We start from the raw sequence: 14542 nt of genomic DNA on the forward strand, positions 1-14542 counted from the left end.
TTTGCGCAGCCCATAAAAAAACCCAGCGATGCGCTGGGTTTTTTAGTTACAGATATTTTACTCGATTACGAATATCTAGCGAATGTATCCAACCGGTTTGCTCTCATCACGATTTAAGTAACGATCACGCAATTGAATTTGACGAGAAGTCATGGGCATTGATTCACCTTTAATAAAGACTTGCTCGGCGGCTTGCGTCACCTCTAATGGGTCGCCTGACCAAATCACCAAACTCGCTTCTTTACCTGGCTCTAAGCTACCTAAGGTATCCGTCAATCCAAAGATTTTAGCAATGTTTAAGCTCAAAGAAGCAATACCAGCCGCGTGAGGCAAGCCATTGGCTACCGCATTACCCGCATGCTGCGGCGCTAGGCGAATATTATGTGTATCCATGCCAATCGCTATTAATACGCCCGCTTTATGTAAACGCGCCGCATTCTCTAAGGTTGCACCAAGTTGATCAAAACCACCGGGCAAATTATTTTCGGGATTTAAGATCACTGGTACATTTGCTGCAGCGATTTGATTCGCCACGCGCCAGCCCTCAACAGCATTAACTAGCACTAAATTCAGCGAAGAATAACGCTGTTTTAAAGCGAGTGCTTGCAAAATATCCGTGGCTCGATTAGCCGTCACAAGTAGCGGCAATTCACCTTTTAATACGGGTATCAAGGCTTTTGCGTCAGCACGAGTGATCATGCCTTCCCAAGCTTCTGATGGGCTTAAGTCAGTATTTTCAGCGTAAACGGCTTCGTCAAAGCTCTGATTTAAAGCAACCCACATCGCCGCGCGACTTTCACCATTATTATCAGCCCCATTCTCACCAACATCTACATGCATATAAGCGTGAGCTTTTACCAATGCATTGAACTCGCCGTCTAAGCTAATAACAGCACCCTGTCCATTAAACAGTTGGCCTGTGCGGCTAATACCCGTCACAGCGTGTGTAAAGCCCTCTACGCGAGTAATCGGTACTAAGCTTGAGTCTGGGTTAATTGCAAACTGAACGTCGTAAGCGGCGCCGACTGAAGAAACCGGGTGAGCGTCTACCCTTGCATCAACAATTCCCGCAGACAAACTGACTTCTTGCAAACCAAGTGAGGTAAGCGCACCAATAAAGCCTGGCGTTACCACCTTGCCTTGTGCATCGATTTCACGATAGCCAGCAGGCACGGTGTTTGAATCAAGCACCTGTTGAATCTTGCCGTTGTCGAGCAGTAGCGTGCCGTTTTCAATAATTCCTGCGGCGGCCATGGTGTGGATTTGTGCGCCGGTTATCGCAATTTTCTCGGCATTGGATGCGACGCTAAATACGACTAATGAGGCGCTAATTACAGCGGTTAGGGTATGTTTCATCATCTTCATTTTGCATCTCCTTGCGCTATTTGTCCTAATTCAAAATCACTCACTGCCCAGCTAGCAGGATTGCTGCGATCATAAACCATCGCGCCATCAATAAAGACTTTCTCAGCTTGTGTATAGGTTGAGAACGGGTCGCCAGACCATAATACGACGTCTGCGTTTTTACCCTCTTCTAACGAGCCGGTGTGCTCAAAAATACCCAATGACTTTGCAGGGTTTGCAGAAAGCCACTGCCAGGCGTCGGCTTGGCTAATATCAATGCCGGCGCGTTTGCCGTCCGACCATGCTTTTGCAGCTTCTTGGTTTAAACGCTGAATACCAATGTCGTCGTCTGAGTGAACAATTGCACAAGCGCCTGCGGCATGCACCATTGGGATGTTTTCTCGAATACCGTCATAGGCTTCCATTTTAAAGCCCCACCAATCGGCCCACATTGCGCTACATACATTATTGTCTGCTAATTTATCAGATATTTTGTAAGCTTCTACAGCATGATGAAAAGTGCCGATTTGGTAATCAAACTCTTTCATCACGTCGAGCATTACCGCCATTTCATCGGCACGATAGCAATGCATGTGCACTAGAATTTCACCGTCTAATACGCCTGCTAGAGTTTCTAGGCGTAAATCACGCTTAGGTGGCTCGCCCGCTGTGCCGGCTTCAGTCGCCGCGTCAAAATCAGCCCATTTCTTTTGATACTCTTGTGCCTCTATCCACGCCTTGCGATAGCCAGCCACGTTAGCCATACGCGTCATTGGACCGCCTTTGCTACCGTATACGCGTTTGGGGTTTTCACCGCATGCCATTTTAATGCCGTAAGGTGCTTCTGGAAATTTCATATCCTGCATGCTGCGATTCGGCAAGTTTTTAACCGTCACACTGCGCCCACCGAATAAATTGGCGGAGCCCGGCAATATTTGCAGGGAAGTAACGCCACCAGCAAGGGCGCGTTGAAAGCCAGGATCTTGCGGCCAAATACTGTGTTCAGCCCATACCTCGGCAGTCACCGGACTGGTCGCTTCATTGCCATCGGAATGCGAACGCGTGCCCGGAGAAGGATACACTCCCAAATGGCTGTGATTATCAATAATACCCGGCGTTACCCACTTTCCTGTGCCGTCAATTTCGATAGCATTTGATGGCACTGAGACGTCATCGCCTAAACTGGTAATTTTGCCGTCTTCCAGCAAAATAGCGCCTTCTTCAATGACGTTTCCAATACCGTCCAAAATCGTGACATTTGAAATCACGACAGGCGCTGACTCGATGCGTTGATAGGTGCTTGGGAAGGGATTACTTTTCGAATATGCGGGTGTCGTCTGCGCTTCTTTGTCGTCACTGCATCCTGCGAGCAGAATGACCGACAAAGCAAGAGCAACACCCATTTTTTTATTATGGTTGGGGCGCATGGCTTTCCTTGAGAATAATTTAAATCCTATAAAGGGTAAGACGCTATTGCCATTCTTGCAACTAAGTTTAAGGTTTATTCTGTTAATTTATTCGTTATTTTCTGATGATTGATTAAAGACTGTAAATTTATATGAACTAGAATGCACTTTATGTAAGCTCGTGACCGTCAATCAAAGACACAACCTGACTAAGATTTGAGCACCTCGACTATTTCATCTGAGGAACGCAGCGTGCGAATTTGCTGAAACAAGACACTGGCTTGGGTATATTCACGCTGCAAATAGCCTAACCATTGTTTTATTCTGTTGGGATAATAGCGGCCTTTGTCACCAAAGATTTCATAACCTGAATACTTAATCAGCAGCGCCTTAACCTCTAACCAAGGCATGGGCGCCTGACCATCTTTGATACACGCTGCTAAGTTCGGCAATGATAAGGCACCCCGACCAAGCATGATATCTTCAGTATTGCTTTGCTGCTGGCATCTAAACGCGTCGTCTGCGTGCCATATTTCACCATTGGCAATTAATGCAATGGGCGTGACTTCTTTAATTTTAGCAATCCAATCCCAGTATGCCGGAGGTTTGTAGCCATCTACTTTTGTTCGAGCATGTACGGTTAATAAATTCGCACCGGCTTGGGTGATAGCATCGGCGTTTTCTAAAGCTAAGGAGGTATCGTCAAAGCCCAAGCGTATTTTTGCGCTGACAATGTGTTCAGCGGGAACTGCGTCTCGCACTGCTTTTACAATATCGTATAGTGCCTGTGGCTCTTTTAAGAGTACCGCCCCGCCTTTGCTCTTATTGACGGTTTTTGCAGGACACCCAAAATTCAAATCGACACCATGGGAACCTAGCTCAACTGCCCTTATCGCGTTTTCGGCCAACCACTGAGGATGCTGTCCAAGTAGCTGCACACGCACAGGCACACCAGAGGGTGTGAAACCTTGATGATGAAGTTCGGGGCAGATTTTATAAAAAGTGCGTTTAGGATGCAGTTGCTCAACAACTCTGACAAATTCGGTCACACAAAAGTCAAAGCCGCCAATAGCCGTGAGCATATCTCGCATCAGATGATCAACGACACCCTCCATAGGCGCTAAGAATATTTTCATGATATGCACATAACCTGAATGTTAAGCTGAGTATTTAGGTGTAGATTACAAACATAAAAAAACCAGCACAAGGCTGGTTTATTTATATGGCGTCCCCTAGGGGATTCGAACCCCTGTTACCGCCGTGAAAGGGCGGTGTCCTAGGCCTCTAGACGAAGGGGACAAAAAATCGGTTTTGCAAAGCACTGCTTTGCAGATTTTTTGTAAGGCGAAGTGAGCCTGCGAACTGAGCGACCTTATTCAAAGTCTCTCAAATCAACCACCGAAGTGAGCCTGCGAACTGAGCGACCCTATTTAAGTCTCTCAAATCAACCACCGAAGTGATCAAACTACTTCACCTTATCTGATCCTAGAACTGTATATTTTACCTTTATCAAGGCCTCAATTACCACTGAGAAAATGGCGTCCCCTAGGGGATTCGAACCCCTGTTACCGCCGTGAAAGGGCGGTGTCCTAGGCCTCTAGACGAAGGGGACAAAAAATCGGTTTTGCAAAGCACTGCTTTGCAGATTTTTTGTAAGGCGAAGTGAGCCTGCGAACTGAGCGACCTTATTTAAAGCCTCTCAACACAACCACCGAAGTGAGCCTGCGAACTGAGCGACCTTATTCAAAGTCTCTCAACACAACCACCGAAGTGACCAAACTAACCTTACCCTATCTAAACCTAAAACTATTACTGCACGAAATTTGGTGGAGCCAGGCGGGATCGAACCGCCGACCTCTTGCATGCCATGCAAGCGCTCTCCCAGCTGAGCTATGGCCCCAGTCTTTGGAGTCGTAACTAATGCTACAGTTCCGTGACAGCGGGGCGCATTCTAGGCATCCACCCCCTTTATGTCAACGGTTTTTTTTAAGAATTTTCCCGTTTTTCAATAAATTCAATGGCTTTGTTTATTCTTTGTTCGACTGTGGATTGATCAAGCAACTCAAGGGTCACATCAAGTGACGGAGAGTTACCCGAGCCTGTTACAGCAACACGCAATGGCATCCCTACTTTTCCCATACCAACGCCCAGTTTTTCAGCGGTAGCGTTTATCGTTTGCTGAATATTGTGCGCGCTCCACTCGTTCATGGCAGCGAGTGCATCTCTTACTGCAATCAGATTTTCTTTTGCCACCGGACGCAAGTGTTTTTTCGCAGCATTTGCATCAAACTCTGCAAAGTCTTCATAAAAATATCGACTAATTTCGGCGAGCTCTTTTAAGGTATCAACTCTTTCGGCCTGCACTGCAATCACTTGCTCTAAAGATGGTCCATTGTTGATGTCGATGCCTTGCTCTTGAAAATGCCAAAGCGCGTGCTTGGCAACATCAGACGCTGGCTCAGTTTTCATATAGTGCTGATTGAGCCAAACGAGTTTTTCAGTATTAAAGGCACTCGCCGATTTGCTAATATGATCAAGACTGAAATGCTCAATCATCTCGTTAAGGCTAAATATTTCTTGGTCGCCATGTGACCAACCCAAGCGTACTAAATAATTCAGAACCGCCTGAGGTAAAAATCCATCATCGCGATATTGCATAACGCTTACCGCGCCATGACGCTTAGACAGCTTTTTGCCATCATCACCTAATATCATCGACACATGAGCGTACTCCGGCACAGGCGCCCCTAGAGCTTGTAAAATATTGATTTGGCGCGGCGTATTGTTGATGTGGTCTTCGCCTCTCACCACATGAGTAATACCCATTTCCCAATCATCAATCACCACACAAAAATTATAGGTTGGCGCGCCGTCTGAACGACGAATGACTAAATCATCAAGTTCACTGTTTGAAATATGAATTTCGCCCCTTACGTGGTCTTTAAATACCACTTCACCCTCTTTGGGGTTTTTAAAGCGTATTGCATAAGGCTGATTTTCAGGATAGTCAGTTCGGTCTCTCCATGTGCCCGGATACCGCGGCTTTTCACCGTTTTTTTCTTGCTCTTCACGAATCGCGTTTAACTCATCACTACTCATGTAACACTTATAAGCTAAGCCTTTTTCGAGCAATTGATCGATGTACTGATTATAAGTATCGAAGCGTTGAGTTTGATAAAAAGGCCCTTCGTCGTGATGCAAACCTAGCCATTGCATCCCGTCTAATATGGCTTGCTTGGCTTGCTCAGTTGAACGTTCTATATCAGTGTCTTCAATACGCAGCACAAACTTACCGCCCTGGCTTCTTGCATAAAGCCATGAATAAAGAGCGGTACGTGCCCCCCCAACGTGCAGATAACCGGTTGGGCTAGGCGCAAAACGAGTAACAACTGACATGAAATTTCCTATCTCTAAAATTAGTCCTGTAGTTTAACGGTTTAATGAGGCAACAAAAAGACTGCAGTGCTATCTAGCGATGAATATTTGCGGGTTTTACTAATTTTTAAACGATTTATTGTAAAAACCACAGCAATTGCAGAAAAATCACACACTCAACGGTTTTTTGTTGCATTTGATATTGACACTCAACCTCTCGACTCTATAATACGCCTCCACTTGCCGGATATCACATATCCGAAAGTGTTGATTGTAAAACAATGTGGACGCTTAGCTCAGTTGGGAGAGCATCGCCCTTACAAGGCGAGGGTCACTGGTTCAAGCCCAGTAGCGTCCACCACTTTTTCTCTGTAAAAGCGAAGAGGTTGTGCAGGGCGAGACTGGTTCAATCACACCGTGACGAACCACAGTAACGTCCACCACTTTTTCTTCAAACATATCAGATACATCGGACGCTTAGCTCAGTTGGGAGAGCATCGCCCTTACAAGGCGAGGGTCACTGGTTCAAGCCCAGTAGCGTCCACCACCCCCTACCCTTCTTTTTTAAGAACTTTTTTAAACCAACATTGTTTCTGCTCCGACAAATTCGCGTATTGTTTTAAAAAAATGTGGCGAATCTGCGCCGGATCCGTGCCCAATATCTGGCATATCAGTAATTCAGTTTCTCTCTAACCGAGGATATACCTTGCTTCCAGCGCATTATTATTTGTACGCCATTTTACACGTGAAATTGGTTTAAAAGTGTATTCTGTGTTTTTAATCCTCGCTATCAGAAGCATAAATGCTCAGGTATTGATCAAGTAAACCGTTCTTTTTCTTCTGATTATCAAATTAAGAATTCTGTCATTCAGCTTGTTTGCACAAGTTTTCAGTTGTAACTTTTTCTCGATTTTACTCGCCAGCTAATAGAAATTGAAGCCATTAAAGCATCTTCAATTGACTCGTGGCTTCAAGGCATAAGCTGTCCTTTAGTTCATTTTTGCTACAAGCTAGAAACTATCCGGAAAAGAGATTCATAAGGTGATCAGGCTTAAAAACTTATTGTGTGAATTCAAGTCTCACATATAACTTTTTGGGGTAGATTAATGACTCAATGGGCTATAAGAAGCTCTGAATAAAGACACCGTTTTAAAAACACCAATCTTACTACTGATTGATTTTTAAACTGCCTGTGCGGCAGTAAACAGTATAATCGTAGTTATAAAGCACCCTTGATATTTCTAAGCTGCCTGTGCGGCAATGAACGTCGTTTAGCGATTGACCATGCTTCTTGTTTTTTTCTAAGCTGCCTGTGCGGCAGTGAACGGATAGAGCCGTGGTTAATACCAGGCTTAATTTTTCTAAGCTGCCTGTGCGGCAGTGAACACGTCAATGAGTATCGGATTTATTGCAAACGATTTCTAAGCTGCCTGTGCGGCAGTGAACAAAATACCGGAGACACTACCATGGGACGCATATTTCTAAGCTGCCTGTGCGGCAGTGAACTTTACGAATAGAGGTTGACGGCGTAGAGCAATTTTCTAAGCTGCCTGTGCGGCAGTGAACAGCTAGCGGGTAAAGGGCTAGCCGTTTCGATGTTTCTAAGCTGCCTGTGCGGCAGTGAACAGATCGGCAAAGACGTACAGATCACCGCGCCCTTTCTAAGCTGCCTGTGCGGCAGTGAACATTTATGGGGCGTAGGTCGCTTTTAAGCGTAATTTCTAAGCTGCCTGTGCGGCAGTGAACAATGATTTTTACATACTATCGCAAAGCACATCTTTCTAAGCTGCCTGTGCGGCAGTGAACATGGAGATAGTTATTGATTGGGGCTTTAGGGTTTTCTAAGCTGCCTGTGCGGCAGTGAACGGCGATGGGTATTGTTTTGAAGATGTGTCATTTTTCTAAGCTGCCTGTGCGGCAGTGAACCTGATATTGGAAAATGCACATAACCTGCGCCCTTTCTAAGCTGCCTGTGCGGCAGTGAACTAATTTCATGATCGGCAACACAACAGGCGATATTTCTAAGCTGCCTGTGCGGCAGTGAACCGCAATCGTCCACTAACGTTAGTCGAATTTATTTTCTAAGCTGCCTGTGCGGCAGTGAACTTGTTGTGGCTGATAATTGGACGCCTTATCATTTTCTAAGCTGCCTGTGCGGCAGTGAACCCTTACCAAATTCGCGCTCGCCTAATCTGTCATTTCTAAGCTGCCTGTGCGGCAGTGAACGATAAAAAGCTGGACCAACTTATAAAAGTCAATTTCTAAGCTGCCTGTGCGGCAGTGAACAAGGTATGCGCCTTCAAGGTTTGCGCCTCTAATTTCTAAGCTGCCTGTGCGGCAGTGAACTCACCTGCAATCTCGCCTAATTTGCGGTACATTTTCTAAGCTGCCTGTGCGGCAGTGAACTTGTTCAGGATTTGGCGGTAAACGTCATATTATTTCTAAGCTGCCTGTGCGGCAGTGAACGAAACCGCTCAAAGAGTGCGGCTTGTCGTATATTTCTAAGCTGCCTGTGCGGCAGTGAACTTTATAAGTAATACACACTCATCTTTTTTAGCTTTCTAAGCTGCCTGTGCGGCAGTGAACGGGTTGGATGCTTTTGGTACAGGGTTTCTACATTTCTAAGCTGCCTGTGCGGCAGTGAACTGAGGTGTCGGTGTAGCCTCAGTCGCGCCAACTTTCTAAGCTGCCTGTGCGGCAGTGAACAGTTATAAAGTGGTTTAATAAACCAAATATTGTTTCTAAGCTGCCTGTGCGGCAGTGAACCATACGCCTGATTTGCGTAGGTCTGGGTCTATTTTCTAAGCTGCCTGTGCGGCAGTGAACGCAGCGCGGCAATAAATGCCCTTACACCCACTTTTCTAAGCTGCCTGTGCGGCAGTGAACTCTTTTGGGTTTTCAATGCTGCGGGCAAGTGCTTTCTAAGCTGCCTGTGCGGCAGTGAACTCTCAGCACGACTTCTACCCATCGCTTTGTGTTTTCTAAGCTGCCTGTGCGGCAGTGAACTCGTCATCAGCTTTGAATAAAATATCTTTGCATTTCTAAGCTGCCTGTGCGGCAGTGAACAAGCAAAGCAGGTGATTGATGGTGCGCCAAGTTTTCTAAGCTGCCTGTGCGGCAGTGAACGTTTAATTATAACAATATATCAAGGCTGCGCATTTCTAAGCTGCCTGTGCGGCAGTGAACTTTTCACCGCTTCATCATCAATCTTTAAGTAATTTCTAAGCTGCCTGTGCGGCAGTGAACATATGCGAGAGTTCTGAATGTTGAAAGTGATTTTTCTAAGCTGCCTGTGCGGCAGTGAACGGTAACCCAGTTTTACAAGCTGCGTATGAAGATTTCTAAGCTGCCTGTGCGGCAGTGAACCTCAGGGAATTCATCGTGGGAGAACTTGATAGTTTCTAAGCTGCCTGTGCGGCAGTGAACTAAAAACAATCTTGCAAGAAATGGGAGTTGATTTTCTAAGCTGCCTGTGCGGCAGTGAACATGGCGCAAAAAGCCTGATGCTTTTCAATTGTTTTCTAAGCTGCCTGTGCGGCAGTGAACAAACAACGAAGGGTTTGCGAATAACCCCGCTCTTTCTAAGCTGCCTGTGCGGCAGTGAACGAGGAAGACGAATACCTATCAGTGTTTCCAGATTTCTAAGCTGCCTGTGCGGCAGTGAACGCGTTCCTATTCAGTGGCAGAGTTTATCAGACTTTCTAAGCTGCCTGTGCGGCAGTGAACGAAACTTAGTTAAAGATGTCGAGTTTGTACAGTTTCTAAGCTGCCTGTGCGGCAGTGAACATTAACTGTTAGCGTTTCGGTAGAGCCGTTATTTTCTAAGCTGCCTGTGCGGCAGTGAACTTCAACTTGTACACCCTAGCATCAAAACAGTTTTTCTAAGCTGCCTGTGCGGCAGTGAACAATATTCTCCTCTCCAACCTCATCTATTAAAGTTTCTAAGCTGCCTGTGCGGCAGTGAACATACAATTTCATCCAAACGCTTTGTCATTGATTTTCTAAGCTGCCTGTGCGGCAGTGAACTAATTTCTATCTCCGTAGGACTCTCTTGAAGATTTCTAAGCTGCCTGTGCGGCAGTGAACTTTCTCCTTAGCTTGCTTGTTCATACATTTCATTTCTAAGCTGCCTGTGCGGCAGTGAACGTCAACCTGGCTTTTCAACTCCATTGACATGTTTTCTAAGCTGCCTGTGCGGCAGTGAACAGATTGGCCTTCTGTTCCATCCAACCTATGCATTTCTAAGCTGCCTGTGCGGCAGTGAACAGCGTCCTGAACTCCCCAATGACTCACGTACTTTTCTAAGCTGCCTGTGCGGCAGTGAACGGACGTATGAAACACCGTTGTGAGCAGGATGTTTTCTAAGCTGCCTGTGCGGCAGTGAACGACACTCACTCACCTACTATCTATGCAGTAGATTTCTAAGCTGCCTGTGCGGCAGTGAACAGTTACCGTACTTATTCTGTGCTGCCTTGCGTTTTCTAAGCTGCCTGTGCGGCAGTGAACCTTTGCATTTGGCTATCATGGCTTATTACACATTTCTAAGCTGCCTGTGCGGCAGTGAACACCACGCGCTTGTGTTTGCTTCTGTGACTAGTTTTCTAAGCTGCCTGTGCGGCAGTGAACTTTTTATGCGCTTGGACTGAGCAAAGGCTAGCTTTCTAAGCTGCCTGTGCGGCAGTGAACAGAGAGGTTCATGGACTAGACAGTTTTTTTGATTTCTAAGCTGCCTGTGCGGCAGTGAACAACCAATGACTAAGAAACTAGAAAACGCAAGCTTTCTAAGCTGCCTGTGCGGCAGTGAACCAACAATTATAACTTCACCCACCTTCACATCATTTCTAAGCTGCCTGTGCGGCAGTGAACTTAAAGCGCAAATCGCTCAATATGATAAGTCATTTCTAAGCTGCCTGTGCGGCAGTGAACGCTTTTTCGATACCATTGCATCAATCAGTTCATTTCTAAGCTGCCTGTGCGGCAGTGAACTCGTTTAATAGAGTAGCGGGCGCGGTCGGCATTTTCTAAGCTGCCTGTGCGGCAGTGAACAACGACGCAGATTATTACCAATAACTCGACAATTTCTAAGCTGCCTGTGCGGCAGTGAACCTGTCACATATACGTCAAAAGTTATGCAAATATTTCTAAGCTGCCTGTGCGGCAGTGAACACGAAGATGGCGGTTTGGAAGCATATAAAAGCTTTCTAAGCTGCCTGTGCGGCAGTGAACAGTAGGTGCTTTAGGTGGGAGTACTTGGTTTTTTTCTAAGCTGCCTGTGCGGCAGTGAACTGTTGTTTATTGCACAATCTGGTACAACTACTTTTCTAAGCTGCCTGTGCGGCAGTGAACCTTATCCTCTCACCCAATACAACGGAATACTTTTTCTAAGCTGCCTGTGCGGCAGTGAACAATTCAAATTGACTAGGCTTTGCGCTTCTTTATTTCTAAGCTGCCTGTGCGGCAGTGAACTCGCTAAGCGCAAAAGCTTTGGCGATGGTGTATTTCTAAGCTGCCTGTGCGGCAGTGAACGTTCAGCAGGTGTTTTCATAAGGCTCTATTTATTTCTAAGCTGCCTGTGCGGCAGTGAACAAGGCGCAGACCTTGAAGGCGCAGAACTTAGATTTCTAAGCTGCCTGTGCGGCAGTGAACAATAGAGTAACGGCAAAAAAATAAGTTTCAACAGATAGATAGGTAAAAATTTGCATTTTTACCTTTACTTTATAGTACTTGCGTAACTATATGATTTTAATATGGTTTATTAAAGAGCGATTTTTATTGGTTTTCAGAGTTACTTAATATCAGATTGGTGAGATGCTGATTTTACTAGCGGCAAACGTAAAATTCATGCTGAACTGTGGCGAAGATATTCCGCAGCCTAATAATTCATCTATTACTACCAGCGGCGAATCGAAATACCAAGTGAATAATGCTTATTTGAGCGTTGATGCCAAAACGGAACTATCGTAGGTATCATGTAACATTTAATACTAGCTATGTGGCGATCAATCTATCATTTAGGCCGGCGATTAAAAATAAACGAAATCGTTATCCCAATCTTTTCAAACACTGCTAAGCCTTGATAACCGGAAAACGAATATCACCCCAATTAGTATTTTGGTCATTCAGCATGACTTCAATCACCACAGGCATTAACTGGGCAAGTAAGCGTCTGCTGCTTTTCACTTGCTCACGATTTACTTTGCTTTGATACGTTGCGCCACCATGAATGATCTGGTTTCGTAATACATACAACCGGTCGAGCACAATGCTTAATAATTCACTAACACGCTCGTTGGCTAGAGCTTGCATCGCTGCGCGTTTGTTTTTCTCAAATGTCTGCCGCCAGTAGTTTTCGGCACGACGATGACATTCCCAATATGGGCCAAATAAAAACTGATTGTTGACTACAGAACGCACAAAATTGGAATAGTTCATCCATAGCAAATGATAAATTCGTTTATCTGTATCTTGAGCACAAATACGCTCTAAAAACTGACGAAAACTACTTCGATCACTTAACGAACCATCTTGCTCTTCCGCGCTATAACATGCATTAAAACTAATCCACAGCGTAACAAAAGCCAAATCATCATCGTTTGAGTAGTTGTCTGCACAGAGCATCCAACTTAATGCGCGATGCAAGCGCATAGCATGGTTTTGCTCCATACCATCACGCTGCTCACGTAGCTGTTGTTTAAGTTCATGTGGCGTCATGCTTAGGGTCTTTTTCCTTTGAATTAAAACCAAGGCACTGTGGCGGTCTTGGAAAGTCCATAACAATCAAACTTACCGGCTACAGGCTGATTGCTGAGTTCGCGGTCAATAAACATTGGAAATGTCGATTGTCCGTCGCTACCTAAGCGCTTTTTAGTTTCCTGACTTTCAACGTAAATAAAAGGCAACGTCGATTCAACAAATTGAGGCTTTGTTGTTAGCTCAGTTAAACACTTATTGTAATCAACATTAAATTTTTCAGAAATATGTTTGGCTTTGCGCAGCAATTGCGACTCTAAACGTCCCTGCCCTTTGATACGTTTTTGTCTAAAACAAGCAAACTGACCGACATTGCTAGGTACTGATTTTACCGACGAAATGTGACAATAATCTGTTAAGCGTGCCAACCACTTTCCAACATTAATTTTATGCAATTGTTCTTCATTGGTGGCAAATAAACGCAGCTTATTTCCCAATGGAAAATTTTTATCACCGTAACAAACAATAGAAATGGCAACAGCCGATTCTCGTTCACTCACTTTATTGTCCGCCAAAGCAATGTGCACTTGCTGGAATACCTTTTGCCAAAGAAAGCCAAGATTGGCTTCAGCATCTGGCAAAAGGGTTATATCGAGATAGTGTTTCATGGGATTACTCCTTGTCACTTGCTCCGAATACGCCACCGCGAATTAACGTTGCCATTACATAATGTTCATCTTCCACTCTTGCTAATTTTTCACCTAAAGCAAAGGCATCAAAAAAGCTGTAAAAGTCTTGCTTGTCTTTGGGTGTGCGAAAAGCTTTACCTAAATTGGTTACTGCACCATAGGGTTCGATTGCAATCGGGCCCGCACTGGTTTCAGGATCAGAAAATTCAGGATACCAAGTATCAACAGTGCGCAAGGCGTTGCCGATTTTCTGAGTATGCATAGCCGCTATGCCGTTATTGCTATACAGAATTTTGCTTTTCTTTTCTTTGGAATTGCTTTTATCCAGTACCAATTCCTCGCTAGGGTAAACTTCTTGTGCCTTGCCCACTTTGGCAAAACAAATCACTTCCAGCATTAAAAACTGGTCTTCGCTAGCCAGAGTGTCTGCGATGCGTTTGGACAAGCTCGTGATGTCGTCGCTTTGATAACTAAAATTACGCAGTGGGATTTGGGTCGCATCAAACTCCCAGCTTTGTTTAGAATCTTCATTTAAGGCATTCACCTGCACAAGAAGATATTCAGCGCCAACACGGTTACGCCATAAAAAACGGGCATTGGCAATATTGGTTGCATAGCGTTTTGCCAACTCAACAAACCCATGCTGCTGAATGTAACTTGCAACTGCAACGCCATAACTTTGTTTAAAATCTGCGTTATTACAGGCCGAAGGTTTTTGTACGCCGCCCAATATTTTTAATGTAAATTGCAATTTAAGGGTGTCTTGGTAGGGTAATAATGAACATGAATCGACACGCTGTAAGTTAGGCTTTTCAATTTTGGCATTTAATTTGAGAGGGTCATTTGCAACTGCTGGCTTTTCGCGATTAGAGATCGTACCACGAACAGATTTTTCAGTTAAGGTTAAAGCCGTCACTTCATTACGACTTTCCCAGGTTGTTCCGTACAGATAACCATCGGACGGCACTAGCTTTTTCTCAAAAGAAAGAACAGATGCAATTGCGTTTTTATTTTTAGCCATGATTAGTTTCCTTATAA

8 protein-coding genes, 5 tRNA genes and 1 CRISPR repeat array are annotated in these 14542 nt (G+C 45.0%); of the genes, 3 read left to right on the forward strand and 10 right to left on the reverse strand.

What is annotated here, in order from left to right:
• Positions 1-75 precede the first annotated feature (75 nt).
• The 7 genes from AB9H30_RS04485 to gltX all read right to left on the reverse strand — a co-directional run bounded on the left by AB9H30_RS04485 (position 76) and on the right by gltX (position 6146).
• On the reverse strand, positions 76-1365 hold the full coding sequence (locus AB9H30_RS04485; RefSeq protein WP_371193441.1) for an amidohydrolase family protein: 1290 nt from the start codon (positions 1363-1365) through the stop codon (positions 76-78).
• On the reverse strand, positions 1362-2771 hold the full coding sequence (locus tag AB9H30_RS04490; RefSeq protein WP_371193442.1) for an amidohydrolase: 1410 nt from the start codon (positions 2769-2771) through the stop codon (positions 1362-1364). The genes AB9H30_RS04485 and AB9H30_RS04490 overlap by 4 nt, the downstream gene beginning before the upstream one ends.
• A gap of 188 nt (positions 2772-2959) precedes the next feature.
• A complete protein-coding gene (locus tag AB9H30_RS04495) occupies positions 2960-3886 on the reverse strand; it encodes a tRNA-dihydrouridine synthase (protein WP_371193443.1) in 927 nt (308 codons plus the stop codon).
• Positions 3887-3973: 87 nt separating this feature from the next.
• Positions 3974-4049 (reverse strand) — tRNA-Glu (locus AB9H30_RS04500).
• A 237-nt stretch (positions 4050-4286) separates the two neighbouring features.
• Positions 4287-4362, reverse strand: a tRNA-Glu gene (locus AB9H30_RS04505).
• A gap of 212 nt (positions 4363-4574) precedes the next feature.
• A tRNA-Ala gene (locus tag AB9H30_RS04510) sits at positions 4575-4650 on the reverse strand.
• Positions 4651-4736: 86 nt separating this feature from the next.
• Entirely contained in the window at positions 4737-6146 is a 1410-nt protein-coding gene (gene gltX, locus AB9H30_RS04515; protein ID WP_371193444.1) for a glutamate--tRNA ligase, read from the reverse strand.
• 264 nt (positions 6147-6410) lie between these two features.
• Here gltX and AB9H30_RS04520 point away from each other — a divergent pair.
• The 3 genes from AB9H30_RS04520 to AB9H30_RS04530 all read left to right on the forward strand — a co-directional run bounded on the left by AB9H30_RS04520 (position 6411) and on the right by AB9H30_RS04530 (position 12089).
• A tRNA-Val gene (locus tag AB9H30_RS04520) sits at positions 6411-6486 on the forward strand.
• Positions 6487-6596: 110 nt separating this feature from the next.
• A tRNA-Val gene (locus AB9H30_RS04525) sits at positions 6597-6672 on the forward strand.
• 631 nt (positions 6673-7303) lie between these two features.
• A CRISPR array of direct repeats spans positions 7304-11771; the repeat unit is 28 nt; unit sequence TTTCTAAGCTGCCTGTGCGGCAGTGAAC.
• 162 nt (positions 11772-11933) lie between these two features.
• Positions 11934-12089, forward strand: coding sequence for a hypothetical protein (locus AB9H30_RS04530; RefSeq protein ID WP_371193445.1), 156 nt, complete (start codon positions 11934-11936; stop codon positions 12087-12089).
• A 102-nt stretch (positions 12090-12191) separates the two neighbouring features.
• Here the strand turns inward: AB9H30_RS04530 and AB9H30_RS04535 are convergent, their stop codons facing one another.
• The 3 genes from AB9H30_RS04535 to csy3 are packed head-to-tail and all read right to left on the reverse strand — an operon-like array spanning position 12192 to position 14525.
• On the reverse strand, positions 12192-12836 hold the full coding sequence (locus tag AB9H30_RS04535; RefSeq protein ID WP_371193446.1) for a hypothetical protein: 645 nt from the start codon (positions 12834-12836) through the stop codon (positions 12192-12194).
• Positions 12837-12859: 23 nt separating this feature from the next.
• On the reverse strand, positions 12860-13483 hold the full coding sequence (gene cas6f / locus AB9H30_RS04540; protein WP_371193447.1) for a type I-F CRISPR-associated endoribonuclease Cas6/Csy4: 624 nt from the start codon (positions 13481-13483) through the stop codon (positions 12860-12862).
• A 4-nt stretch (positions 13484-13487) separates the two neighbouring features.
• On the reverse strand, positions 13488-14525 hold the full coding sequence (gene csy3 / locus AB9H30_RS04545) for a type I-F CRISPR-associated protein Csy3 (protein WP_371193448.1): 1038 nt from the start codon (positions 14523-14525) through the stop codon (positions 13488-13490).
• Between the last annotated feature and the right edge of the window lie 17 nt (positions 14526-14542).

The organism is Glaciecola sp. SC05 (assembly GCF_041380235.1).
GTDB lineage: Bacteria > Pseudomonadota > Gammaproteobacteria > Enterobacterales > Alteromonadaceae > Glaciecola.

Bases quoted from the DNA above. Each gene is read 5' to 3' on its own strand.
- csy3 (WP_371193448.1), bottom strand. From the start codon at position 14,525: ATGGCTAAAAATAAAAACGCAATTGCATCTGTTCTTTCTTTTGAGAAA.
- AB9H30_RS04485 (WP_371193441.1), bottom strand. From the start codon at position 1,365: ATGAAGATGATGAAACATACCCTAACCGCTGTAATTAGCGCCTCATTA.
- gltX (WP_371193444.1), bottom strand. From the start codon at position 6,146: ATGTCAGTTGTTACTCGTTTTGCGCCTAGCCCAACCGGTTATCTGCAC.
- AB9H30_RS04535 (WP_371193446.1), bottom strand. From the start codon at position 12,836: ATGACGCCACATGAACTTAAACAACAGCTACGTGAGCAGCGTGATGGT.
- AB9H30_RS04530 (WP_371193445.1), top strand. From the start codon at position 11,934: ATGCTGATTTTACTAGCGGCAAACGTAAAATTCATGCTGAACTGTGGC.
- cas6f (WP_371193447.1), bottom strand. From the start codon at position 13,483: ATGAAACACTATCTCGATATAACCCTTTTGCCAGATGCTGAAGCCAAT.
- AB9H30_RS04495 (WP_371193443.1), bottom strand. From the start codon at position 3,886: ATGAAAATATTCTTAGCGCCTATGGAGGGTGTCGTTGATCATCTGATG.
- AB9H30_RS04490 (WP_371193442.1), bottom strand. From the start codon at position 2,771: ATGCGCCCCAACCATAATAAAAAAATGGGTGTTGCTCTTGCTTTGTCG.